Origin of the sequence: Changchengzhania lutea (assembly GCF_006974145.1) — a bacterium.
Classification (GTDB): Bacteria; Bacteroidota; Bacteroidia; order Flavobacteriales; family Flavobacteriaceae; genus Changchengzhania; species Changchengzhania lutea.
Map to the genome: position 1 here is coordinate 3101848 of NZ_CP039456.1, position 26169 is coordinate 3128016.

Sequence of the window (26169 nt, forward strand, 5' to 3'; positions counted from 1 at the left end):
CTGCCCTTGCTCATGAAATTCTTATATTAGCACGTTTTGAAATACTTGTAAAAACTTAATAATATTTTATATGGCAGAAGGAGAAAAATTGATCCCTATTAACATTGAAGATGAGATGAAATCGGCTTACATTGATTATTCAATGTCGGTCATTGTGTCACGTGCTTTACCAGATGTAAGAGATGGTTTAAAACCAGTACACAGACGTGTGCTTTATGGCATGCATGAGTTGGGTGTTAGAGCAAATTCAGCACACAAAAAATCGGCAAGAATAGTTGGAGAAGTTTTAGGGAAGTATCACCCTCATGGTGATACTTCGGTTTATGACGCTATGGTGCGTATGGCTCAAGAATGGAGCTTGCGGTATATGTTGGTAGATGGCCAAGGAAACTTTGGTTCGGTTGATGGAGATAGTCCTGCGGCTATGCGTTATACAGAAGCGCGTATGCAAAAAATATCGGAAGATATGCTTGCAGATATTGATAAAGAAACGGTCGATCATAAATTAAATTTTGATGATACACTGCAAGAACCAACAGTGTTGCCAACACGAATTCCCGGACTTTTAGTTAATGGCGCCTCAGGTATTGCTGTAGGTATGGCCACCAATATGCCGCCACATAATTTAACGGAAGTGGTTGATGGAACTATAGCCTATATTAATAATAACGATATCGATATTGATGAATTAATCAAACACGTTAAAGCTCCAGATTTCCCTACAGGTGGAACCATTTATGGTTACGACGGTGTTAAAGAAGCTTTTCATACAGGTCGTGGCCGTATCGTTATGCGTGCTAAGGCGAATATTGAAGAGGTAGCAGGTCGGGAATGTGTCATTGTTACAGAGATTCCTTATCAGGTTAATAAAGCAGACATGATTAAGAAAACTGCTGACTTGGTTAATGATAAAAAGCTAGAAGGCATTTCTACAATTCGTGATGAATCCGATAGAAATGGAATGCGAATTGTATATGTTCTAAAACGTGATGCAATACCAAACATTGTATTAAATAAATTATTTAAGTACACAGCGTTACAGTCCTCATTTAGTGTAAATAACATTGCATTAGTTAATGGGCGTCCTCAAATGTTGAATCTAAAGGAATTGATTCATTATTTTGTAGAGCACAGACATGAAGTTGTAGTAAGACGTACGACATACGAACTGCGAAAAGCGGAGGAACGCGCTCATATTTTAGAAGGATTAATTATTGCTTCAGATAATATAGACGAGGTTATTAAAATAATTAGAGCGTCTTCAAATGCCGATGAAGCTCGAACTAATTTAATTGAACGTTTTAAATTATCCGAGATTCAAGCCAAGGCCATAGTTGAGATGCGTTTGCGTCAATTAACCGGTTTAGAGCAAGATAAATTACGTTCTGAGTATGACGAGATCATGAAAACGATTATCGATCTTAAGGATATTCTTGACAAAAAAGAACGTCGAATGGATATCATAAAAGGCGAATTAGAAGTTGTAAGAGATAAGTATGGAGATGAGCGCCGTTCAGTCATTGAATACGCAGGTGGAGATTTGAGTATTGAAGATATGATTCCTGATGAAAAAGTGGTGATTACCATTTCTCACGCGGGTTATATTAAACGTACATCACTTACAGAATACAAAACGCAAAATAGAGGTGGCGTTGGCCAAAAAGCTTCAACAACACGTAATGAAGATTTCTTAGAGCATCTATTTGTGGGTACCAATCACCAATACATGTTATTCTTTACCCAAAAAGGTAAATGTTTCTGGATGCGGGTTTATGAGATTCCGGAAGGTAGTAAAACCTCAAAAGGAAGAGCGATTCAGAATTTAATCAATATTGAACAGGATGACACCGTTAAAGCATTTATATGCACACAAGATTTAAAGGACGAAGACTATATTAACAGTCATTATGTCATAATGGCTACCAAAAAAGGTCAGGTCAAAAAAACCTCTTTAGAGCAATATTCGCGACCTAGAACTAATGGAATAAATGCCATTACCATTAAGGAAGATGACATGCTTTTAGAAGCTAAATTAACCACGGGAGAAAGCCAAGTTATGTTGGCACTTAAATCTGGTAAAGCCATTCGTTTTGAAGAAGCTAAAACCAGACCAATGGGTCGTGGTGCTTCTGGCGTACGAGGTATTAAATTGGCAAACGACAAAGACGAAGTCATTGGTATGATTGCCGTTGACGATATGGAAAGCAATATTCTTGTGGTCTCTGAAAATGGTTATGGAAAACGCTCTAGTTTAGAGGATTATAGAATTACCAATCGTGGCGGGAAAGGTGTGAAAACAATTTCAATTACAGAAAAAACGGGTAACTTAGTATCCATTAAAAATGTGACGGATGATGATGATTTAATGATTATCAATAAATCTGGAATAGCGATACGCATGGCTGTTGAAGATTTAAGGGTTATGGGTAGAGCCACGCAAGGCGTTAAATTAATTAACCTAAAAGGAAATGATTCTATCGCTGCCGTTGCCAAGGTAATGCATGATGAAGACGAGGTTGTAGATGAAAATGCCGAAATCATTGATGGTTCAGATGATGGCACAACTCTTGATATAACAGAAGACGATAACAATATAGACAATTAAACTAAATACTTTTAAAATGAAAAAACAATTAATTATAGCTGTAGCACTTTCTATAAGTGCATTTTCATTCGCGCAAAAAAAAGAATTAAAGACAGCCGAAAAAGCAATCAAATCGAGTAACTATTCTGAAGCAAAAGCATCCTTAAATCAAGCGGAAGCTATGATGGGTTCTATGGATGATAAATTAAAATCTAAATTCTATTATTTAAAAGCACAGGCATTGTATGCTAACGGCGCTGGTAGTAATGACGAGGTTGACATGGCTTTGGAAATGCTGGATAAAGCGAAGGGCGAATATAGCTCTGAGGTTGCAGAGTTGAAAAGAACCATGGTTGGGAATTTTCTAACTAAAGGAAATGCATCATATGAAAGTAAAGATTTCTCTGTGGCTTCAAAATATTTTGAAAGAGCGTACAGAGCAAAAGAGTCAGATACTTTATTTTTATACTATGCTGCTTCTACAGCGGTAAGTGTTCAAGAGTATGATAGAGCGTTAAAACTATACGAAGAATTGAAAGACTTGGGTTATACCGGTATTGAAATGCAATATTTTGCAACAAATGTTGAAACTCAAGAAGAAGAATCGTTTAATGATAAGAATATGAGAGATCTTTCAGTAAAAGCAAAATCTCACATTAAACCTGTGGAGCGTATGTCCGATTCTTATAAGCCTGAGATAGTGAAAAATATCGCGCTTATATATGTTTCTCAAGGTGATAACGAGAAAGCATTAACAGCAATGAAAGATGCTCGTGCAGAAAGTCCAGATGATGTTAATTTGATTCTTTCTGAGGCAAATGTTCATTATAAAATGGGTAATAAGGAAGAGTTTAAGTCGCTTCTGGAAATGGCCACTGAAAAAGATCCAATGAATCCAGAATTACAATATAATTTGGGTGTAATAGCTTCTGAATCTGAGCAATTGGAAGAATCAATGGCGTATTACAAAAAAGCCATAGAATTGGATCCTGACTATGTTAATGCTTACATAAACATATCGGCACTCATTTTAGGTAAAGAGCAACCAATGATTGAAGAAATGAATAATTTAGGGAGTTCTGCAGCAGATAATAAACGCTATGATGAATTGAAAGATGCACGTCAAGATTTATATAAAGAAGCCGTACCATATTTAACTAAAGCTTTAGAAATAGATGCTAATAATTTTAGTGCAGCTACGACATTGATGAATATTTATAGTATTCTTGGTGAAACAGATAAGTATAAAGCCATGAAGGTTAGGGTAGATGCCCTAAAGGGAGAGGAGTAAAAGCTGATAAAAGATAGTATAAAAAAAGCCGCTTAAAGTGGCTTTTTTTATACTATCTTTTTAATAACCCGTAGCTTATGGGTGTGCATTTTAGTGTCCACGTTATATATTCCAGAATGGTCTAACATATCTATTCTAACCTTACCATGGGCATGAATAATATAGTTGTTGTCCATGATAATGCCAACGTGAACGATAACACCCTCACTATTATCAAAAAAGGCTAAATCTCCAGGTTCACTTTCTTCAATAAAACTAAGCGCTTCACCTTGGGTAGCCTGTTGAGAAGCATCTCGCATAATTCTGAATCCATTCAATTTATAAACCATTTGGGTAAAACCGGAACAATCGATCCCAAAAGGTGTTTTTCCTCCCCATAAATAAGGGACATTTAAGTATAAAAAAGCGGTATTAATAATATTGCTTTTAGAATTTAAAGTCTTTGTAAAATCACCATCAAAAGAATGCCCAAGAATAGACAGGCAGTTTAGAGAGGATCCCAGAACAATAGGATAAAGTGCATTGTTTTTTGCTTGGATGAATTCCACCAGATCTGTTGACAATTTTAAATCTTGATGCTTTATATGCGTATAGTCTTCTTTAGAAATTTCTAAATACTGTTTAATATCAATCCAACCTTCATAGGCGTCGAACTCTAATCTAATTTTACTCCACTGCTTACGCTGTTCAATAACCTTAAAAATTTCACCATAAAGCACTTGCGATACCAATTCGCTAACATCGGTGGCTTCACTTCTTAAAGGAATAATACTTAAATTACAAACGCCGTATTGCATCAAGTTTGTTTAATTTCTTTCAATAACCATTGCAGAGGCACCACCACCGCCATTGCAAATAGCCGCAGCGCCAATGCGTGCATTATTTTGCTCTAAAACATTAAGCAACGTAATCAAAATCCGAACACCAGAACATCCTAGTGGATGACCAAGTGATACGGCACCTCCATTGAGATTAACGTTCTTGTCATCAAGGCCTAAAATTTTCATATTTGCCAAACCAACAACAGCGAATGCTTCGTTAAACTCGAAGAAATCAACTTCGTCTAATGTCAAACCTGCTTTGTCTAAAGCTTTTGGTAGTGCTTTTGCTGGAGCAGTAGTAAACCATTCTGGTTCATGTGCAGCATCAGCATAGCTTTTAATGGTTGCTAACGCTGTTAAACCTAATTCATCACAGGTCTGTTTACTCATTAATACCATAGCGCCTGCACCGTCATTTATGGTTGATGCATTGGCGGCAGTCACGGTTCCGTCTTTTGAAAATGCCGGACGTAACTGAGGGATTTTCTCCATTTTAACATTGGTGAATTCCTCATCTTTACTAACTACAATAGGTTCTCCTCGCCTTTGAGGAACTTCAACAGAAACTATTTCATTATCAAATTTTCCAGCTCCCCAAGCTTCAGCAGATCGCTTGTACGACTGTATTGCATAATTATCTTGATCTTTCCTTGAAAACTCATATTTGGTCGCACAGGCATCTGCACATACGCCCATGGCATTTTGATCATAAGCATCAACCAAGCCATCTTTTTGCATCCCGTCAATAAGTGAGGTTGGTCCAAATTTAGTACCAGTTCTTGCATATAAATAATGCGGAATAAGGCTCATATTTTCCATACCACCAGCCACAATAATGTTGGCATCACCAAGTGCAATAGCTTGCGCCGCCTGCATTACCGCTTTCATACCAGAAGCACACACCTTGTTAATTGTTGTACAAGGCACCGTATTAGGAATTCCTGCATATATGGCTGCCTGTCTTGCTGGAGCTTGTCCCGTTCCTGCTTGCACGACATTACCCATTATGACTTCTTCAACTAATTCAGGTTTTAAATTAATCTTATTTAGAGCGCCCTTAATGGCAATAGAACCAAGTTGTGGGGCGGTAACTGTAGATAAAGCACCCATAAAACTGCCAATGGGCGTTCTAGCTGCAGATACAATAACGACTTCTTTATTCATTTTAATTCAAGTTTAGTTTAGTGCCACGAAAATAATCATTTTTTAACACAAATTATAGCTTTGATTTGTTATAATAGACTGATAATTTATAGAATTTGCTACATTTGAATTCTTAAGAAATATGTTAAGATGAACTATCTTCCGTTTTTAGAATGGCCACAATAAGTTCTTTTAACTATTCTTTATATTATTTTCCAATTAGAAACACCAATGAGAGACCTTGTAAACAATTTATATCGAAATCACTCCTTAATATACAAGGCATTACTTTTCATCTTTACCACCGTACTTATTGTTTATCTATTTCCGAAAAGTGGCAAGTTTAAATATAATTTTGAAAAAGGGAAACCGTGGCAATCGGAAAACCTATATGCGCCTTTCGACTTTGCTATTAAAAAATCTGATGAAGAACTAAAGAAAGAAAGACAAGCTATTTCTGATAACTCCTTATTATACTTTAATATAGACGCATCCATTGCTGGAAAAGTTAAAGAGCGCTATGAGGAGAAATTTGAAAATGCCATTTCAGATACTATTTCTAACGGTCATTACAGATTACTATTGAGGCATGGAGAAAAAATAATCGACGATTTATATGAATATGGAGTTTTAGATGAAAATTATGAATTCTCTAAAGAACGCCGTGTGGCTATTCTTGAAGATCGTGTTGAAAAAGAAGAGGCCTTGTATTTTAATTTAGTAAAGCAGGGTGATGTCAAGTCTATAATAGAAAGTGTTTTGGTTGAAAATGATTTAATGGACTATAGTACAGATATGACCGCTCTATTTTTTGATATCATTGAGCCTAATTTAACTTTCGACAAGGCTATAACTGATAGTTTTTTAAAAGAGGAGCTTGATAAAATTTCATATGCCAGAGGGAATATTGAAAAGGAAACTTTAGTTGTTGCTAAGGGAGAAGTTGTTGATGCAGAAAAATTCTTAGTATTAAAATCCCTTCAATCTGAATTTGAAACACAAGTTTGGAATGAAACCAGCTATTATTGGGTAGTTGTGGCTTACACAATTTTAGTGGCATTGGCATTACTCATGCTACTGCTGTTTTTAAGGAAATATAGATTAACTGTGTTTGAAAATAATACGAAAGTCACATTTATATTTTTCAATATATTCTTGATGATCTTCATTACTACGCTGGTCATTAATTACAATGCTAAATACATTTATGTAGTACCTATATGCATCCTGCCTTTGATATTTAAAGCATTTTTCGATGCTAGATTAGGGCTCTTTGCACATGTAATAACCGTATTGCTGTTAGGGTTTATTGTGCCAAATAGCTATGAATACATGTTTCTACAAATTATAGCCGGAATAGTAACCATATTGACAGTTTCAGAACTTTACAAACGAGCCAATCTTTTTATTTCAGTTGGTCAAATCACTTTGATCTATATAATAGCATATTTTGCATTTTTCGTCATTCATGAAGGAACAATAGAAACATTGGAATGGGAGACATTTATTTGGTTTATTCTCTGCGGACTTGCGACATTATTTGTTCAGCCTTTAATATATGCTTATGAAAAAATTTTCGGATTAGTTTCTGATGTCTCTTTATTGGAATTGTCAGACACCAATACTAAACTTCTTAAAGAACTATCTAATAAAGCTCCCGGAACATTTCATCATTCACTCAATGTGGCTAATCTTGCTGAAGCTTCAGCAAATGAAATAGGAGCAAACGCTATGTTGATTAGGGTAGGAGCGCTTTATCATGATATTGGAAAAATGGTAAACCCTACTTATTTTACCGAAAATCAGTCCACAGGGATTAACCCTCATGATGAATTATCGTCAAAGGAAAGTGCAAAAATAATTATTGAGCACGTCATTGATGGTATTGAGATTGCTAAAAAGAATAACTTACCAGATAGAGTGATTGATTTTATAAGAACCCATCATGGTACTAGTCTGGTCTATTATTTTTATCAACAAGAGAAAAAGGATTTTAATGAAGTAGATAAAGATGATTTTACCTATCCTGGACCAAAACCTTTTAGTAAAGAAACTGCTATTTTAATGATGTGTGATAGTGTAGAAGCGGCTTCTAAAAGTTTGAAAGAACCTACGTCAACTAAGATTGATGCTTTTGTTGAAAATATTATTGATAAGCAAATAGAAGAGGGGCAATTTTTAAATGCCGACATAACCTTTAGAGAGATACAATCCATTAAAAAAGTACTAAAGCTCAAGCTTGCAAATATTTACCACCTGCGCATCGAATATCCTGAATAATTTTTATAAAAAAACAAATAAAATAGTTGTGTTCTAAAAGAGTATATACTAAATTTGCATCCGCAATTTATTGTATTAGTTCTTAATAGAATGGAGAGGTGCCTGAGTGGCCGAAAGGAACGGTTTGCTAAATCGTCGTACCCCAAAAGGGTACCCAGGGTTCGAATCCCTGTCTCTCCGCAAATTTCCTTTGGAAGTTTAGATAACCAATTCGGGGTGTAGCGTAGCCCGGTTATCGCGCCGCGTTTGGGACGCGGAGGTCGCAGGTTCGAATCCTGCCACCCCGACATTTACGGTATCAAACGATACCAAAAAATAGCTAATCTTATGATAATCAATGATTTTCATATTTTTTGACATCAAAAGATTAGCTTTAATATCAATTGGTAGGTTACCTATTCGGTTACCTAAAAAATTACCAGATTTTTCACTACATTGGTAATCCAATAACAATTTACTTTCGCAACGATTTGACTTTCGTAAACAAATCGAATATTCATCTAAAGCGAGAGTACATGCAAACTTCAAAGACATTCAGTATCCATTTTTGGTTGAACACAGCCAAAAGAAAGAACGGTATTGCACCCGTTTATGCCCGTGTTACGGTCAACGGAAAACGTGCAGAAATCAGTTTAAAACGTTACCAATCGGTTACCTCTTGGGACCCCAAAACCAAAAGGGCCAAACCGAGAACCCCAAATGCCCCAGCCCTTAATGCCTATCTGGACCAGGTGTACGCTAACCTCTTGGGCTGCCAAAAACAATTATTGTCAGAGTTCAAGCTTATAACATCAAGAGCTATAAAGGCCAGGTATTTAGGAGAGGACGAGAACCAAAAGACTTTATTGGAACTCGTGGACTACCATAATGCCACTATGAAAACCGTGCTAAAACATGGCACGTTGAAGAACTATTATTCCACAGAGCGGTACATAAAACGATTTCTAAAGGCAAAGATAAAGTCCAGTGATATCTATTTAAAACAATTATCCTATAGTTTTATCATTGATTTTGAGCAGTACCTAAGAAAAGGGCCATCAATCAACAAGGGACAACCTTTGCACAACAACGGCGTGATGAAACATCTGGAACGCCTAAAAAAATTAATGAATTTGTCACTTCAATTGGAATGGATAGAGAAAGACCCTTTTGTACGTTTCAAACTTAAATTCACGAAGTACCAACGTGAATACCTATCGGAAACAGAACTTCAAATATTTGAAGCAGGTATATTAAAAGAAGCGCATCATATAAATGTAAGGGATGTCTTTGTGTTTTCATGCTATACAGGACTATCCTATACCGATGTGAGGTCACTTACAGACCATAACATCGTTAGGGGTATCGATGGCGATTATTGGATCTTTACCCAACGGGAAAAGACCGCACAGCCTGTTAAAATCCCATTACTGGATAAAGCACTGGACATCATCAAAAAGTATGATAATGGTGTAGAGCACAACTCAAAACTACTACCAGTATTTAGTAACCAAAAAACAAATGCTTATTTAAAAGAAATAACGGCTCAATTTGAAATAAGCAAGAACATCAGCTTCCATTCCGCCCGACATACCTTTGCAACAACAGTAACCCTATCAAATGGTGTACCCATAGAAACGGTATCAAAACTATTGGGGCATTCCAAATTGTCAACGACTCAAGTCTATGCTAGGGTTATTGAACAAAAAGTCAGTGCCGATATCAGAAATTTAAGAATGAAGCTCAACAATAAAACATTTAACCAGAAGTCTCAGCAGATTTCCACAAATTGATGTCCTTTTAAGGAGACAATCTTATTAATCCAATATAGGCACAAGGTAAGCCCGTAAAATGTTTCCATCAAAAGAGTTCGGCATAATCAGGCTCGTGCCTCGCTCTTTTTATTCCACTTCCTTTTGAGCTAAAATTTTACTAGCACTTTGGATTGTACAAATATTGTTTAATCTAAAATCATTTTATTATGGAAACAAAAGCAAAACAAAACGGAGCAGCAAAAAGACAAAATGCAACCGTTAAAAAGGAAGTACAAAAGAAGTTGACAGAGGAAGCTATTGGAAAATCGACTGCACCCAAAAAAGCAGAAGTGCCTCAAAAAACACCTGTTAATTTGGATGACCGCATCCAGAACTTTGAAAAGCTGAAAGGACTAGCAACTCAGCGAGAACGATTGACCGAAACCTTGAGCGAACTGACTAAGTTCAATTACAACCAAGGCGATTCCGCTTCGTTCCACATCAGGGATTCACACAATCTGGAGTTTAAAACGACCAATACGAATCTGATTAAATTGGTAACAACCCATTTACAGACCACTTTGGAAACTCGAAAGTCAGAGATTGAAAAACAGATTGTTCAATTTGAACTCTGATATTTTTCAGAACCTTAAAACAGGAAACCTGCTCGTAAGAGTAGGTTTTTTTTATCCGCGCTTTGTTGTGCCAAATACTTTTGAGATCAACTAGTTTTATGCCAGTATCTGTTAAGGTTATTATATTTAAATAGTATAATTAAAACACATAATATGTATTAAAAACGTATATTTGAGTTATTATAAAAGTATTATGGGCGCATTAGAATTAAGAAATAAATTAATAGAACAGTTTAATTTATTCATTCAGGATGATTCAAAACTTATGGCTTTGGATGGTATTTTTGATTCTATAAATACAACTGAAGCGCCATCGATCGTTTCTGAAGAACACTACAAAATTGTTGAAGCACGTCGTAACAAAAGACTAACTGGAGAGACAAAAGGGCAAAGTTGGGAAGAGGTTAAAAGTAGGTTGAAAAAGAAGTATGGCTTCTAAACTGACCATTGAACCTGAAGCACAGATTGAAATTGAAGAAGCCATAGATTGGTATGAATCTAAACAAACTGGACTTGGCGAAGAATTTTACAATTACTTAGATGGCTATTTCAAAACCTTAAAAGAGGCGACGTCATTATTTCCAATTAAACGTAAACCTGTATTTAGGGAATTACCATTAAAACGATTTCCATATGTAATTATCTATGAGCATACTGAATCGGAAATTTTTGTGTATTCGGTATTCAACACGCATCAAGACCCAATTAAAAAAATCAAATAATAGTTTATTTTATCCTAATTCCCATGCTTTTATATAATAACCAGAGGATCAAAACCAATATTAATTATATACGTTCTTTGTTCTCTATAGTGTTTGTTTCTTTATGAATTGATACTTGTCAATAGCTAATGATTTATCTCTCATGTTAGGAATAGACAAAATCATAGCATTAATAAACTTCTTTGTTTCATCGATAAAAAATTCAACTACTTTTTTATTAACTAAATGAACCATTCCATAAGTGTCAGATTCGATTAATTTTTTTCTGTAAGGAATGAATAGATTCGCTTATATTTGTTCAAAACTTCTATTTCAAAATCATTATTATTTCCTGTTGGATGATATTCTATAGTTAATTTATTTCCATGAGAAATTGCATTTCTAATTTGAAAAAGAAAGTTTATACTTTTCCATAATTCGCTGTCTTTTTCATTAATCGCTTTTTTTAAATCTTGGTTATAAACTAATTCCCAGTTTTTCCCTAATTCCCGAAAAAAAGAATTGTCAATAGTTTTTTCTAAATCCAAAAGTATTCTCGTATAGAATTCTTTGTCTTTTTCTGAAAAATTCTCAACATCATAAAATCGTTGTTCAATCGATGAGTTAATTATCTGGCCACTCATTCCTTCAATTAGAGTAGTGCATTGGATTAATACCGTATAATAAATTCCACGAAGTTCTTTTTTGTTTTTGGACGTTATTGCCATTAAAAATTTAATCGATTTAAATATTTCATAAAATGGATAATAATCGTAAGAAGAAAAGTCCATTTTATTTAATGTCAGATTACTAATGGATAAGTTGAGTAGTATTGTCCGAGAAGTCTAGTTTTTGAGAAAAAGATTGTCAATTAATCTTTTTTGGCAATCTTTTTTGAGTTTCTACTAATTACACCAAAAAATTGTTGTGTGTAGTTTTTATTAATTTTCTTCTATTTGGAATGAATTGATAATTTTACTCATTTTATATATTAATTTTTTTGCGCTTGTTTGATTAGTCCAAGACATAATTTGATAATATCTGGACTTACTTTCAATGATTGAATATCTATAAAAAACATGGTAGTTATCATCCATATCTACTCCTGTCATAGTAAATGTAATTTTCTTATCCTTTTTGTCCAATTCAAAGATTTCATCAAATACTTGAAAATCTTTAAGATTAGTTTCTTCTCTAAAATGATTTAAAACCACTTTGTAATATCCATTAATATCTGGTGCTGCATCATAAACTTTTCTCTCTATTTTTTTAAAAAAACCATCCTTTGATTCATCCATTAAAATAATGTAAAAATCATCTTTTAGATTCTCATATTCGAAAGTAGTGTGTCTATTTAATCCCGTTGTTTTACTTAGACTTTCTGGAATTAATATTGAGTATTTGTTTTCAACAACCTTTGTTTCGTACTTTTCGTTAACGCTATTTTTTTCTTTACAGGAGGCAAATATTATTAGTACAATTAAGTAGTGAATTTTATTCATATTGGTTTTAAGGCTTATTGGTCAGTATTGTCTTGGCAACGGTCTCGTATAAGAATAGTTGCGGGTTTACGTGCGAGGATTTTCCGCAGGAAAATCAGACGTAGTAAACTTGCAACGACCTTTGGTTAAGCTCAAAATTGAGCAATTATTTTTATACATTGTGTGTGCCCAGCATGGGCATCTTTTATTTACGGAAAGGTAAATAATTAATCTAGAGGGTGCAAGTCCCTTATGTACAGGAGTAACGTCTTGAAGCATTAGTAAGTCGCAAGGGTGAAAACCGTGAGGTTCTATCTGAAGGAAGCGGAACTACAAAACTCGGTACTGACGAACAGAAATCGTATACAGAGGCATATTTACTTGGGTAAGCAAGCACATCATTGTAACGCCCAACGAACACCAAAAGGGTAAATATGTAGATACGGCAGTGATTGAGAGAAAGAAGATGTCATTACCTGGGGAGGTCTCCAAAACTACGAGTTGGTTATTTGGAGAAGTCAGCAGAGGTCATAGTACCTACGGGAAACGAGTTGAGGCAATACCTCAGATGGTCTCACAAGTAGGGAAGGACAGAACATTAAATTACGTTGGAATTCGATTAGGATGCCTAGCTAGCCTAGTTTTAAACCAACAGGAGTACACGAATTATTAAACCTATGATTGAAAACGTATTATCAGCAACAAACCTTTTTAAAGCAACACGACAAGTGGAGCGCAATAAAGGCGCGAGCGGTGTAGATGGTATGAAAACAACGGAGCTTTCCGCTTATATATTAGAAAACCGTTCGACTATACTATCGACTATTCGCACAAACAGCTATAATCCAAATTCAATATTAGGAGTAACCATTCCAAAAGGACAGGGTAAAACCCGACTATTAGGAATACCAACTGTAGTCGATAGGTGGCTTCAAAAAGCGGTAAGTCAACAATTAATGGTTCATTTTGAATATGATTTTGAACCCGTTAGTTACGGTTTCCGTCCACAAAAGAACATCCAAAAAGCAGTATTACAAGCTCAAACGTATATCAATTCTGGTTATCAAGATATTGTAGATATTGATTTAGAAGGATTCTTTGACCAAGTAGACCACTGTATCTTACTGCAACTTATTTACCACAAGGTAAAATGTCCGACCACTTTGCGATTAATCCGAAAATGGCTTAGAGTTCCCATATTAATAGATGGAAAACTCCAAAAGCGCAGAAAAGGCATCCCGCAAGGCAGTCCAATTAGTCCCTTATTATCTAATATTATGTTAGATGTTTTGGACAAAGAAATGAAAAGCATGGGCTTGCGTTATGTTCGCTACGCTGATGATTTTAGCGTTTACGCCAAAAGCAAAAGCGAGGCTAAACAAATAGGAAATAGACTGTTTGTCTTCTTAAAAGATAAACTTAAATTACCTATAAACAAAGCCAAAAGTGGCATCCGCAGACCTGTAAACTTTGAGTTACTCGGGCATGGTTTTGTACCCATCTATAAAAAGGGTGTAAAAGGACAATATGTACTAGTGGTAGCCAATAAAAGTTGGGCAAAGTTTAAACGTAACCTAAAAAGTATAACCAAGAAAACCAAACCCATGTCGTTGTTAGAACGACTCGAACGACTTAATCAAGTCTGCCGAGGCTGGATGAACAATTACCGCTTAACCAACATCTATGCAAAAAGTAAAAAGCTAGATGAGTGGCTAAGAAATCGGTTGCGCTATTGTATTTGGCACGATTGGAAGAAACTAGAACGGAAACGTAAAAACCTAATTCAATTAGGTATAGAAATCGGACAAGCCTATGCTTGGAGTAGAACAAGAATGGGAGGCTGGGCAGTTGCTCAAAGTCCTATTCTAAAGACTACTATTACAGTCTCTAGACTTAAACGAAAAGGGTATAAACCTTTGTTAGATTACATTAATAATACGCAAACTTCAATTTGGTGAACCGCCGTATACGAGACCCGTACGTACGGTGGTGTGAGAGGCGCAGTGACGACTTTTAAGTCGTCACCCGTCTACTCAATGTGTGCTGTGAGGTGTCTATTGACACCGTAACTAAAATTAAGATGGAAGTAGACCTTCCGATTAGGGCTTTTAGGAGCACTAATCAAACCACTTTTATGATGTGCCAGCGGTAACAACGGTGCATGAAGCGATAGAAGAAAAGGCTGTTTAAAACAGTCAGGTGTGAATAAGAGAGATGAGCGAAAGCGAACCATCCGATGAAGTGACGAAAAGGCAAGTTGTTGTCAAAACCTAAGGACTATCGAGGTTTTAGGGATAAGTATAGCGGCAACCTAATTACTGGCTATACGGCAACCGTCATAAAGGAGGCATGACTTTTATTTAGGCTTTATTTTGGAACACAGGAAACCTAAACAAAGTATGAAAGGGAAAAACCAAGCAGGAAGTACCTGTAAGGCGATTACCAATATTTGTTTAGGTGGCGGATGAATCCGTATTAGTGTTGAAGCCTCTGTAATGGAAGTGGAGCAAAGGGATTCAATTATGTAGTTTAGAATTAAAAACAACTTAAAAAGTAAGGATGATTTTTAAGGAACAAACAAAGTCAGTACCCATTACAAAGATGATGGTATGGGATGCGTATAAACTGGTAAAAAGGAACAAAGGAAGTGCTGGAGTGGATTTACGGACCTTGGAGGAATTTGAAAAAGTTCGTTCTAAAGAATTGTATAAAATCTGGAATCGGTTATCTTCTGGGAGTTACTTTTCATCAAATGTTAAACGTGTAGATATTCCAAAAGACGGCGGTAAAACACGTCCATTAGGAATCCCAACGGTTGGCGACCGAATCGCACAGCAGGTTATCAAAACGTATATCGAACCGCGCTTGGATGCTGAATTTATGGACAACTCTTATGGTTATAGACCAAACAAGAGTGCGCACCAAGCTGTAAAAGAAGTGCAGAAAAACGCACGAAAATACAGTTGGGTAATAGATTTAGATATTCAAGAATTTTTTGAGAATGTCAACCACGAATTACTCTTTAAAGCGCTACAAGTTCATGTTCCTGAAACATGGGTGCAAATGTATATTAAGAGATGGTTAGAAGCACCTATCCAACTTGAAGATGGTACATTAATACACTCAAAAGGAAAAGGAACTCCGCAGGGAGGAGTAATTAGTCCATTGCTATCCAATTTGTTTTTACATTATTGTATAGATAAATGGCTTGCAAGTCATTTTCCTGAAATACAAATGGTTCGTTATGCTGATGATATGATTATTCATTGCAGCACACAACGGGAAGCAAAGTATTTGCTTGATAAAGTAACCGAACGTTTTAAGCAATGTGGGCTCCGTGTTCATCCGCAAAAGACGAAAATAGTGTACTGCAAGAAACAGGGAAGAAATCTAAAAGGATTACCAGTGCAGTTTGATTTTCTAGGTTTTAGTTTCCGTCCTATTATGATTAAACTAAGAAAGGGAGGATTCTTTTTACAATATGATTGTAAGATGAGCCGAAAATCTAAGAAGCGAATTCTAAAAGATTTAAGGGAATTGAACATTCATAACAAAACTCAATCTAATTTACAAGACCTAGCATTTATGCTAAACCCTAAAATTAGGGGTTGGATAAATTATTATGGGAAAATAAAGCGTAACGCTCTTAAACCTGTTTTTTACTATCTCCATCATCGCATTATTAAATGGATTTTGAACAAGTATAAACGCTTCAAAAGAAGTCGGGTTTTAGCCGTAAAATGGTTAAGACGTATTACTAAAGATTATCCAAATATGTTTTATCATTGGGCGTTGGGTTATCAGTTAACCTAACTATTGACTACATAATAAGAGCCGTATGAATTGAGAGGTTCACGTACGGTTCTGTGAGAAGTTAGGGGTGAAAATCCCCTGGCTTACTCGACTGTAGGTAGTTTTTTATCGGTTACGCATATCCGCTTCATTCAAATAACTACTTTTTTCAATATCAATAATATCCTTTTTAGTTGGCTTAATTTTTTTGCCTTCAGAATCGTAAAATATCCATTCGTCAGTAACAAAACCAAAATTAATTTCATCACCACCTTCACAACTCGTAACTATATTCTTTTCTCCAATTCTATAAACACCTTTGGATTTTAGTTTTCCGTTTGGATAATAATAATTCCATTCTCCAATTTTGTAACTATAAATAATACCACAAGGCCCAGCAGTACAGCAATTCACATAAGAGTCAGTTTTGTATTCTCCAGTTTCTTTCAGTTTTCCATTTTCATAAAATTGACTCCACAATCCAAATCTTGCAGCTTTTGTTAGATAATCAGAATCAATTTGACCAATGCTTTTTAAAAATCCGTTTTCGTAAAACTCCAATTCAGTTTTTTTAGAAATCGATTCCGATTCAGAAACTAATTTTGTCGACTTACAACTATAGAGACAAACTAAAATTAGAATATAAAATGCTCTTTTCATTTTTTTTTAAATTACCTACAACGGATTTGTATAAGAATAGTAGGGCGGAAAAAAAGCGACTACCATTCGGTTAAACACAAGCCGAATTTTTAAATTTTTCTTATTATTTTTTATTCAATAAGCCAAATTTAAAAATTTGTCGACCTTGAAAAAGCACCATTACCGTTGGGTTAAGCACTCATTGCCCTATTATTTTTATACGTTGTGTGTGCCCAGCATGGGCATCTTTTATTTACGGAAAGGTAAATAATTAATCTAGAGGGTGCAAGTCCCTTATGTACAGGAGTAACGTCTTGAAGCATTAGTAAGTCGCAAGGGTGAAAACCGTGAGGTTCTATCTGAAGGAAGCGGAACTACAAAACTCGGTACTGACGAACAGAAATCGTATACAGAGGCATATTTACTTGGGTAAGCAAGCACATCATTGTAACGCCCAACGAACACCAAAAGGGTAAATATGTAGATACGGCAGTGATTGAGAGAAAGAAGATGTCATTACCTGGGGAGGTCTCCAAAACTACGAGTTGGTTATTTGGAGAAGTCAGCAGAGGTCATAGTACCTACGGGAAACGAGTTGAGGCAATACCTCAGATGGTCTCACAAGTAGGGAAGGACAGAACATTAAATTACGTTGGAATTCGATTAGGATGCCTAGCTAGCCTAGTTTTAAACCAACAGGAGTACACGAATTATTAAACCTATGATTGAAAACGTATTATCAGCAACAAACCTTTTTAAAGCAACACGACAAGTGGAGCGCAATAAAGGCGCGAGCGGTGTAGATGGTATGAAAACAACGGAGCTTTCCGCTTATATATTAGAAAACCGTTCGACTATACTATCGACTATTCGCACAAACAGCTATAATCCAAATTCAATATTAGGAGTAACCATTCCAAAAGGACAGGGTAAAACCCGACTATTAGGAATACCAACTGTAGTCGATAGGTGGCTTCAAAAAGCGGTAAGTCAACAATTAATGGTTCATTTTGAATATGATTTTGAACCCGTTAGTTACGGTTTCCGTCCACAAAAGAACATCCAAAAAGCAGTATTACAAGCTCAAACGTATATCAATTCTGGTTATCAAGATATTGTAGATATTGATTTAGAAGGATTCTTTGACCAAGTAGACCACTGTATCTTACTGCAACTTATTTACCACAAGGTAAAATGTCCGACCACTTTGCGATTAATCCGAAAATGGCTTAGAGTTCCCATATTAATAGATGGAAAACTCCAAAAGCGCAGAAAAGGCATCCCGCAAGGCAGTCCAATTAGTCCCTTATTATCTAATATTATGTTAGATGTTTTGGACAAAGAAATGAAAAGCATGGGCTTGCGTTATGTTCGCTACGCTGATGATTTTAGCGTTTACGCCAAAAGCAAAAGCGAGGCTAAACAAATAGGAAATAGACTGTTTGTCTTCTTAAAAGATAAACTTAAATTACCTATAAACAAAGCCAAAAGTGGCATCCGCAGACCTGTAAACTTTGAGTTACTCGGGCATGGTTTTGTACCCATCTATAAAAAGGGTGTAAAAGGACAATATGTACTAGTGGTAGCCAATAAAAGTTGGGCAAAGTTTAAACGTAACCTAAAAAGTATAACCAAGAAAACCAAACCCATGTCGTTGTTAGAACGACTCGAACGACTTAATCAAGTCTGCCGAGGCTGGATGAACAATTACCGCTTAACCAACATCTATGCAAAAAGTAAAAAGCTAGATGAGTGGCTAAGAAATCGGTTGCGCTATTGTATTTGGCACGATTGGAAGAAACTAGAACGGAAACGTAAAAACCTAATTCAATTAGGTATAGAAATCGGACAAGCCTATGCTTGGAGTAGAACAAGAATGGGAGGCTGGGCAGTTGCTCAAAGTCCTATTCTAAAGACTACTATTACAGTCTCTAGACTTAAACGAAAAGGGTATAAACCTTTGTTAGATTACATTAATAATACGCAAACTTCAATTTGGTGAACCGCCGTATACGAGACCCGTACGTACGGTGGTGTGAGAGGCGCAGTGACGACTTTTAAGTCGTCACCCGTCTACTCAATTGTGGGCAGGTTTTGACCCATTACGCAAATAGTTGGCAAAAAACCAGTGGCCATTGTCCAAAAACCCGATTTTTTATATTGCAGATAAACAACGGCCAAAAAAATAAAGCGCCCAGATTGGAGTTTCGGCAGTTGGCAGATGGAAAAAGGCCACTGGTAAAAAACGGAAATTCAGTTACCGAACCCCGAAAAAGGGAAACGGCCAAAAAAATATCCGCAACCTTGCTCATCCGCCAGGGAACGACATTAACAAACAGGCAGGAACGTTAGCTGGAATTTTCGTTTTTGTGCGCCAAAAAAATTGGGTTTTTACGCCCGGGCTTGGCGGAAATTGAATTCCAAAATGCTAAAAACGAGCCGGGTTTTCTCTTTAAAGAACTTCTGAGTAACGTTTTTTTTACACCCTGTTTTTACTGGCTTTCAGACGAGTTTGATTTTACCCATTCTTGCATCTAAATTAGCAATTTGTTTTTGAAGTTCGATTACTTTTCTCTTTCTTTTTTGGTCAAGATATTCATAAATAGTAGGTGGATTGTATTGTTGTTTTTTATAAAGCATATTCCAAAGTATGGTGGCTACTTTTCTTGCCGTAGCAGAAACAGCAACAGACCTCCCTTTCCTGTAGGCAATTCTGTTGAAGAAATTAGAAAGGTGAGTGTCTTTTAAATTTCCAATAGAATTTGCGGCTTGTCTTAGTGCAATTTTAAGTCTATTACTACCTTTAGGTGTTCGACTGCTAAGAATTCTTCCTCCAGAGACTTTATTATTTGGCGCTAATCTAAGCCAGGATGTAAAGTGTTGTGCGTTTTGGAATTTTAAAATGCCATTTTCGCCAAGTTCACTCATTAAAGTTAGTACAGTACCGTGACTAAAACCTTCTATAGCGTATAAATCAATTCCGTCAAAGTATTGATAAGAAATAAGGTTTAAATCTAGATTTTTTGGTGTGTTTTTATTTATTCTTTTATGTACTTTCTTATCAATACAAAGGGATTTTTTCACATCATCTTGATTGATAAATTCATCCAAAAGCTTTTTTATTTCCATATCACATTCTAAGATTAATCTCTGTGCATCTTGATATTTTTGTAGTTCTTGTTTTAAAACAAATAAATAATCTTGGCGGTTATTACTTTGTAGTGCTTTTGCAATTTCTTCTTCAGATTTTTTACAATTTCCGTGTCGTAGCTTTGCAAGTTCTTCACTGCTAGTTTGACCATTACATATTGCATTTATAATGCGTAAACCTGTTAATCCAACAATATCTTTTACTACCACATCCAATCTAAGATTCATCAGTCTCATATTTTTAGCCATTCTTTTAGAGGCTTTTGAAGTTGTATCAATTAAATTACCACGATGCCTTACTAAGGTTCTTAGATGTTCTGTTTGTAAATCAGGCAAAAAACTTCCCCGTAAAAGCCCGAGGGTATGTAGCTTTTGAATCCACATACAATCTAGTACATCTGTTTTCTTTCCTTGGATATTTTTGGTGAATTTTCCATTGGTTAGAATTACTTCAATAGCTGAATTTTGTAATTCAGTAAATAAGTTTTGCCAATATGAACCGGTAGATTCCATAGCCACAGTTTTTACATCATTTTCAAGTAGCCACTTGAGTAGTTCTTTCATATCTTCAGCGTAGACTCCAAACTCTCTTACATCTGAGAGGTCTTGATTAATTGCTACAAAATGTGAGCGACTGCCAATATCAATTCCAGCTGCATTAGGATTGATGATTTCCATTTTTAATTTTCTCTTTGCCATTATTTTTGGTTTTAAATGAATAAAAAACCCAAAGAGAATGTATATTGTAAACAAGAAAATATTCTGAACGAGATATCCATAAAGGATTCATCAGTGTAATTATCACAAGCCTTTGATAGGTCAATATCAAAGGCTTTTCACATTCCAACCAGAATTGCGCACGAGCTTTTAAGGCATCAATTTGAAATCGGTCTTGCAATGGGCTAATCAGTAAGATACAAACGTTACCTTAAAGTAATTATTTTTTTGGAAAAGAGGGGAATTGCCCACAACGTTTATGTGTAAGGAACGTTGCGTTTTTGTATGCGAGGATTTTCCGCAGGAAAATCAGAGTTAGCAAAAAAGCAACTGCCTTTCGGTTTAACTAAAATAAGTAATGTTTTTTACACGGTGTTGGCTGTAGTGCTTATTAGTCTTCTATTTTTAGATCTTTTTTTATTTCGTTTATTAATAATTCCTCCAATGTAATAAATGGACCATTAGACTTAAATTTATTTCCAGATTCAAAAAACTTTGCTAAATTTTCTTTTCTAATCTTTGACTCTAATCCTTGAACATTTTTGAGCGAATGATGCATAAAAAAGTCTTCAAAACAACTTTGAAGTTCCTTGTTTATGTTCTTTAGTGCTGCCAAAATCTCCTTTTTAATAAACGGTTGATTATAGATATAGTATTTAATAAAGTCATTAAAATCTTGTCGTAATTCTATTCCCATTTCCTCAGATCCGTTGTATTGAAATTGTTGAATCTTACTTTTCAGATCAAAAAGTTTCTTTAGAAGTGTTTTGTGAATTTCTAATTTTTCTCTGTAAATACCAGAATAAGCAACCTTAAACTTTTCTATTTTTTGATCAACATTTTTTTTAATAATGAGATAGAAAATCATATTTCCAATAATTGCAATTAAACCTGGGACAATTAGATAAATTACTTTCATTTTATCGATTTTTTGTGCATTACAGCCAACGGTTAGTATAAGAATAGTAGCGGATTTCAAGGCACGTACCTTTCGATTTATTACTAAACTTTTTACAAAGATACTCTCTTTGAATTTATCACTAAAACCGCTATTATTTTTATACAGTGTGTGTGCCCAGCATGGGCATCTTTTATTTACGGAAAGGTAAATAATTAATCTAGAGGGTGCAAGTCCCTTATGTACAGGAGTAACGTCTTGAAGCATTAGTAAGTCGCAAGGGTGAAAACCGTGAGGTTCTATCTGAAGGAAGCGGAACTACAAAACTCGGTACTGACGAACAGAAATCGTATACAGAGGCATATTTACTTGGGTAAGCAAGCACATCATTGTAACGCCCAACGAACACCAAAAGGGTAAATATGTAGATACGGCAGTGATTGAGAGAAAGAAGATGTCATTACCTGGGGAGGTCTCCAAAACTACGAGTTGGTTATTTGGAGAAGTCAGCAGAGGTCATAGTACCTACGGGAAACGAGTTGAGGCAATACCTCAGATGGTCTCACAAGTAGGGAAGGACAGAACATTAAATTACGTTGGAATTCGATTAGGATGCCTAGCTAGCCTAGTTTTAAACCAACAGGAGTACACGAATTATTAAACCTATGATTGAAAACGTATTATCAGCAACAAACCTTTTTAAAGCAACACGACAAGTGGAGCGCAATAAAGGCGCGAGCGGTGTAGATGGTATGAAAACAACGGAGCTTTCCGCTTATATATTAGAAAACCGTTCGACTATACTATCGACTATTCGCACAAACAGCTATAATCCAAATTCAATATTAGGAGTAACCATTCCAAAAGGACAGGGTAAAACCCGACTATTAGGAATACCAACTGTAGTCGATAGGTGGCTTCAAAAAGCGGTAAGTCAACAATTAATGGTTCATTTTGAATATGATTTTGAACCCGTTAGTTACGGTTTCCGTCCACAAAAGAACATCCAAAAAGCAGTATTACAAGCTCAAACGTATATCAATTCTGGTTATCAAGATATTGTAGATATTGATTTAGAAGGATTCTTTGACCAAGTAGACCACTGTATCTTACTGCAACTTATTTACCACAAGGTAAAATGTCCGACCACTTTGCGATTAATCCGAAAATGGCTTAGAGTTCCCATATTAATAGATGGAAAACTCCAAAAGCGCAGAAAAGGCATCCCGCAAGGCAGTCCAATTAGTCCCTTATTATCTAATATTATGTTAGATGTTTTGGACAAAGAAATGAAAAGCATGGGCTTGCGTTATGTTCGCTACGCTGATGATTTTAGCGTTTACGCCAAAAGCAAAAGCGAGGCTAAACAAATAGGAAATAGACTGTTTGTCTTCTTAAAAGATAAACTTAAATTACCTATAAACAAAGCCAAAAGTGGCATCCGCAGACCTGTAAACTTTGAGTTACTCGGGCATGGTTTTGTACCCATCTATAAAAAGGGTGTAAAAGGACAATATGTACTAGTGGTAGCCAATAAAAGTTGGGCAAAGTTTAAACGTAACCTAAAAAGTATAACCAAGAAAACCAAACCCATGTCGTTGTTAGAACGACTCGAACGACTTAATCAAGTCTGCCGAGGCTGGATGAACAATTACCGCTTAACCAACATCTATGCAAAAAGTAAAAAGCTAGATGAGTGGCTAAGAAATCGGTTGCGCTATTGTATTTGGCACGATTGGAAGAAACTAGAACGGAAACGTAAAAACCTAATTCAATTAGGTATAGAAATCGGACAAGCCTATGCTTGGAGTAGAACAAGAATGGGAGGCTGGGCAGTTGCTCAAAGTCCTATTCTAAAGACTACTATTACAGTCTCTAGACTTAAACGAAAAGGGTATAAACCTTTGTTAGATTACATTAATAATACGCAAACTTCAATTTGGTGAACCGCCGTATACGAGACCCGTACGTACGGTGGTGTGAGAGGCGCAGTGACGACTTTTAAGTCGTCACCCGTCTACTCAATTATAGGGCGTTTTACTTCTTTTTGAGTTCTAATTTCAACTTTTTCGGAAGGTTTGTAACAACCAAATTATATGAGATGTCTAACCATTCATAAAGTAATTTGTCCGAGATTGTTCCGTCCATTATTACATTGCTCCAATGATTTTTGCTGAAATATGATGGCTCTTGCATAGATGGATATTCCGCTCTTAATTCTTCAATAGTTTCTGATTTACATTTGATGCTAAAACTTGAAAATGTATTGATGTCAGTTGCAGTAAACATTTTTCCAAGTACTTTAAAAACCAATACATTCGACAACTTTGGAAAAGGTATTTCTTCCGTTACTCCTTTTTTGGATAGACAATAGGTTCTGTATTCTTCTATATTCATAACGGGATATTCATTTTTTCTTTAAATAATCTTATTTCATATAAATTTTGACTATTTGATTTGTTCGAACAGTATATTTTATTTTCAACTATATCTAAATTTGGAATGGCGATTTTTATCTCTTTGTTACTCAGGGCATTTTGACAAATAGACAATGGTATAATACACAAGCCATTCATAATTTTCATGGTGTTGATAATGTCCAAAAATGAAGGGAATACTATTTTAGCCATTATTTGCGAACGCTTATTGAAATGTTGTCTCCAAAACATATTTACAAAAGGAAGTTCATTATCAAATGCAAACCAATTTTGATAGTTCATCCATTTTTCAAGTTCCTTGGTGTCAAATGGTTTTTCAAATAGTTGATTTGGAATTATTATGTCATTTGATGCTACTAAAACCAACTTTTCTGTATTTAATTTTGTAAAACTATGAGGATACATAGTATATTTATTAATGCCCATAAGAATGTCTATGGTTTCATTCTCCAAAGATTTAACTAACTCGTTTGAAGTTCCAAAATTTAGTGTTACAGCCATATCTAATTTGGGCAACATTTCCGAGAGTTCTAATCTGTAATAATCGTAACTACAACCAATTACAATATTTGGATATCTTTTCTTTTCGTTTTTAGTGAAATATGTTTCTGCTTTTTCTAAAGCAATTATTGGTGCTGATATTTGAGTGTATAGAAATTTTCCGTACTCCGTTGGAATAGTTTTTCTTGCTGTTCTAACAAATAATTTTTTTCTTATTCTACTTTCAAGTGCTGATAGTTGTTTGCTCACTCCTGGCTGTGTCATAAATAGCTTTTTTGACGCTTCAGAAATACTATCACATTCGTAGATTGTTTTAAAAGTTCTGTACCATTCAAAATTTATCATATAACTAAAGTTTTATACGAAGCAAACAAATATAATATTAATTACCGCATAAAATCGAATTTTATGAAATAGCTTTGTGCTGAACTTAATTACATAAAATGAAAAAGTACACTTTACCTACATTATTACTGTCAATGCTTTTGTCTTGTTCGATAGGTAATAGTAAAAAGAATGAAATATCTAATAATAAAATAAGAAATAATATCACAATGAAAACAGAGTTAAAAACAAAAATAATTTCGATTAGAAAAGGACAAAGCATTGACTTTTTAGTAGGTGTAATTAATCCTGAAACGGAAAAATTAAGAGAAGAATATTTTGGTAATATTGTTCCCGTAGCGATGAAGAACGGATTTAAAAGTGAACTTCAAATGCTAATAAGTGAACCAATAGTTGAGAATGAATTTAAAGCAACTTTTTGCGGTCTTATGAGTTGGCCAAATGCTAAATCTCGTATTGGTTTTAGAAATGATATGGAAAATCATTCTTATGATTACCTTTCTCAAAGAGAAAAAATATGGCCAATATTCAATAATATTGAGCATAATAATATTGAAAGAGACTATGAATTTTCTGTAAGCAGTGATAAAGTCTATGTAGTTACTGCTTATTGGATAACTGACCAATCTCTTTTTAACACGAAAAAAAGAGAAACACCAAAAAACATTGAAAACGCAGGGGGAAAATTTCTAATCACATTAAAAGATGGAAAATCATCAAATAGTGATTACGAGCCAAATTATATTTCTATTACCGAGTGGAATTCTGTTGCTTCCTTTAAAGCATATTTAGATACTGGCGATAATTCAATTGAAAATTCTGGAATAATTAAATCAAGTCAGTGGGTAACAAATCCACTATTTTAAATAGTGGATTTGTTATTCTTGGTGTCCGTTTTTAATGCCCTATAACGAATTTTTATAAGATTTGTGCGACTTAAAAATCGGAGATTTTTCGGTTGTAGCAAATCGTTTGTTGAATGTTTGTCAGTTTGTACTAGTTCAAATTTAAGCATAAATT

Annotated in this window: 21 protein-coding genes and 2 tRNA genes; 14 read left to right on the plus strand and 9 right to left on the minus strand. The window is 35.2% G+C overall.

The genetic code is table 11. From position 1 onward, the window contains the following. Positions 1–70 precede the first annotated feature (70 nt). Positions 71–2605: a DNA gyrase subunit A gene (gene gyrA / locus FAF07_RS13920; protein ID WP_142785684.1), complete on the plus strand. Its 2535-nt coding sequence runs from the start codon at positions 71–73 to the stop codon at positions 2603–2605. Between the two features lie 16 nt (positions 2606–2621). Further along, complete coding sequence (locus FAF07_RS13925) at positions 2622–3875, plus strand: tetratricopeptide repeat protein (RefSeq protein ID WP_142785685.1); 1254 nt, start codon at positions 2622–2624, stop codon at positions 3873–3875. A gap of 47 nt (positions 3876–3922) precedes the next feature. Here the strand turns inward: FAF07_RS13925 and FAF07_RS13930 are convergent, their stop codons facing one another. Then, the gene (locus FAF07_RS13930; protein WP_142785686.1) at positions 3923–4672 is read right to left on the minus strand and encodes a C40 family peptidase; all 750 of its coding nucleotides are present in this window, start codon (positions 4670–4672) and stop codon (positions 3923–3925) included. Between the two features lie 9 nt (positions 4673–4681). Continuing rightward, positions 4682–5860, minus strand: a complete 1179-nt coding sequence (locus tag FAF07_RS13935) for an acetyl-CoA C-acyltransferase (protein ID WP_142785687.1) — start codon at positions 5858–5860, stop codon at positions 4682–4684. 210 nt (positions 5861–6070) lie between these two features. Between FAF07_RS13935 and FAF07_RS13940 the strand changes: the two genes are divergently transcribed. The 7 genes from FAF07_RS13940 (at position 6071) to FAF07_RS13970 (ending at position 11209) form a co-directional block, all read left to right on the plus strand. Beyond that, positions 6071–8119: an HD family phosphohydrolase gene (locus FAF07_RS13940; protein ID WP_142785688.1), complete on the plus strand. Its 2049-nt coding sequence runs from the start codon at positions 6071–6073 to the stop codon at positions 8117–8119. Between the two features lie 92 nt (positions 8120–8211). Continuing rightward, positions 8212–8299, plus strand: a tRNA-Ser gene (locus tag FAF07_RS13945). A gap of 32 nt (positions 8300–8331) precedes the next feature. Continuing rightward, a tRNA-Pro gene (locus tag FAF07_RS13950) sits at positions 8332–8406 on the plus strand. 228 nt (positions 8407–8634) lie between these two features. Continuing rightward, a complete protein-coding gene (locus FAF07_RS13955) occupies positions 8635–9891 on the plus strand; it encodes a site-specific integrase (RefSeq protein ID WP_142785689.1) in 1257 nt (418 codons plus the stop codon). Between the two features lie 188 nt (positions 9892–10079). Next, positions 10080–10487 (plus strand): hypothetical protein, encoded by a 408-nt coding sequence (locus FAF07_RS13960; protein ID WP_142785690.1) that lies wholly within the window; start codon positions 10080–10082, stop codon positions 10485–10487. 172 nt (positions 10488–10659) lie between these two features. Beyond that, entirely contained in the window at positions 10660–10926 is a 267-nt protein-coding gene (locus FAF07_RS13965; protein WP_142785691.1) for an addiction module protein, read from the plus strand. Continuing rightward, on the plus strand, positions 10916–11209 hold the full coding sequence (locus FAF07_RS13970; protein WP_142785692.1) for a type II toxin-antitoxin system RelE/ParE family toxin: 294 nt from the start codon (positions 10916–10918) through the stop codon (positions 11207–11209). Before FAF07_RS13965 ends, FAF07_RS13970 begins: the two co-directional genes overlap by 11 nt. A gap of 254 nt (positions 11210–11463) precedes the next feature. Here the strand turns inward: FAF07_RS13970 and FAF07_RS13975 are convergent, their stop codons facing one another. Together FAF07_RS13975 and FAF07_RS13980 are read right to left on the minus strand one after the other, a co-directional pair. Further along, positions 11464–11979, minus strand: coding sequence for a hypothetical protein (locus tag FAF07_RS13975; RefSeq protein WP_142785693.1), 516 nt, complete (start codon positions 11977–11979; stop codon positions 11464–11466). 150 nt (positions 11980–12129) lie between these two features. Continuing rightward, positions 12130–12690 (minus strand): hypothetical protein, encoded by a 561-nt coding sequence (locus FAF07_RS13980; protein ID WP_142785694.1) that lies wholly within the window; start codon positions 12688–12690, stop codon positions 12130–12132. Between the two features lie 656 nt (positions 12691–13346). Here FAF07_RS13980 and ltrA (FAF07_RS13985) point away from each other — a divergent pair. Continuing rightward, positions 13347–14627: a group II intron reverse transcriptase/maturase gene (gene ltrA / locus FAF07_RS13985; RefSeq protein ID WP_142783376.1), complete on the plus strand. Its 1281-nt coding sequence runs from the start codon at positions 13347–13349 to the stop codon at positions 14625–14627. 601 nt (positions 14628–15228) lie between these two features. Further along, the gene (gene ltrA / locus FAF07_RS13990) at positions 15229–16482 is read left to right on the plus strand and encodes a group II intron reverse transcriptase/maturase (RefSeq protein WP_142785222.1); all 1254 of its coding nucleotides are present in this window, start codon (positions 15229–15231) and stop codon (positions 16480–16482) included. Between the two features lie 105 nt (positions 16483–16587). Here ltrA (FAF07_RS13990) and FAF07_RS13995 read toward each other — a convergent pair whose 3' ends face one another. Further along, positions 16588–17121, minus strand: a complete 534-nt coding sequence (locus FAF07_RS13995) for a toxin-antitoxin system YwqK family antitoxin (RefSeq protein WP_142785695.1) — start codon at positions 17119–17121, stop codon at positions 16588–16590. 700 nt (positions 17122–17821) lie between these two features. Between FAF07_RS13995 and ltrA (FAF07_RS14000) the strand changes: the two genes are divergently transcribed. Next, a complete protein-coding gene (ltrA, locus tag FAF07_RS14000; RefSeq protein WP_142783376.1) occupies positions 17822–19102 on the plus strand; it encodes a group II intron reverse transcriptase/maturase in 1281 nt (426 codons plus the stop codon). Positions 19103–19602: 500 nt separating this feature from the next. On the opposite strand, the gene FAF07_RS14005 is transcribed toward ltrA (FAF07_RS14000), so the two are convergent. Further along, positions 19603–20949 carry an IS110 family RNA-guided transposase gene (locus FAF07_RS14005; RefSeq protein ID WP_142785696.1) on the minus strand — a complete coding sequence of 449 codons (1347 nt, stop codon included), beginning with the start codon at positions 20947–20949 and terminating at the stop codon, positions 19603–19605. 409 nt (positions 20950–21358) lie between these two features. Beyond that, a complete protein-coding gene (locus FAF07_RS14010) occupies positions 21359–22132 on the minus strand; it encodes a hypothetical protein (RefSeq protein ID WP_142785697.1) in 774 nt (257 codons plus the stop codon). Positions 22133–22530: 398 nt separating this feature from the next. On the opposite strand from FAF07_RS14010, the gene ltrA (FAF07_RS14015) reads away from it, so the two are divergent. Then, a complete protein-coding gene (ltrA, locus tag FAF07_RS14015; protein WP_142783376.1) occupies positions 22531–23811 on the plus strand; it encodes a group II intron reverse transcriptase/maturase in 1281 nt (426 codons plus the stop codon). Positions 23812–23902: 91 nt separating this feature from the next. On the opposite strand, the gene FAF07_RS14020 is transcribed toward ltrA (FAF07_RS14015), so the two are convergent. After that, positions 23903–24262 (minus strand): MmcQ/YjbR family DNA-binding protein, encoded by a 360-nt coding sequence (locus tag FAF07_RS14020; protein WP_142785698.1) that lies wholly within the window; start codon positions 24260–24262, stop codon positions 23903–23905. Further along, complete coding sequence (locus FAF07_RS14025) at positions 24259–25149, minus strand: LysR family transcriptional regulator (RefSeq protein WP_142785699.1); 891 nt, start codon at positions 25147–25149, stop codon at positions 24259–24261. The genes FAF07_RS14020 and FAF07_RS14025 overlap by 4 nt, the downstream gene beginning before the upstream one ends. A gap of 98 nt (positions 25150–25247) precedes the next feature. On the opposite strand from FAF07_RS14025, the gene FAF07_RS14030 reads away from it, so the two are divergent. Continuing rightward, positions 25248–26015 carry a hypothetical protein gene (locus tag FAF07_RS14030; protein ID WP_142785700.1) on the plus strand — a complete coding sequence of 256 codons (768 nt, stop codon included), beginning with the start codon at positions 25248–25250 and terminating at the stop codon, positions 26013–26015. Positions 26016–26169 lie beyond the last annotated feature (154 nt).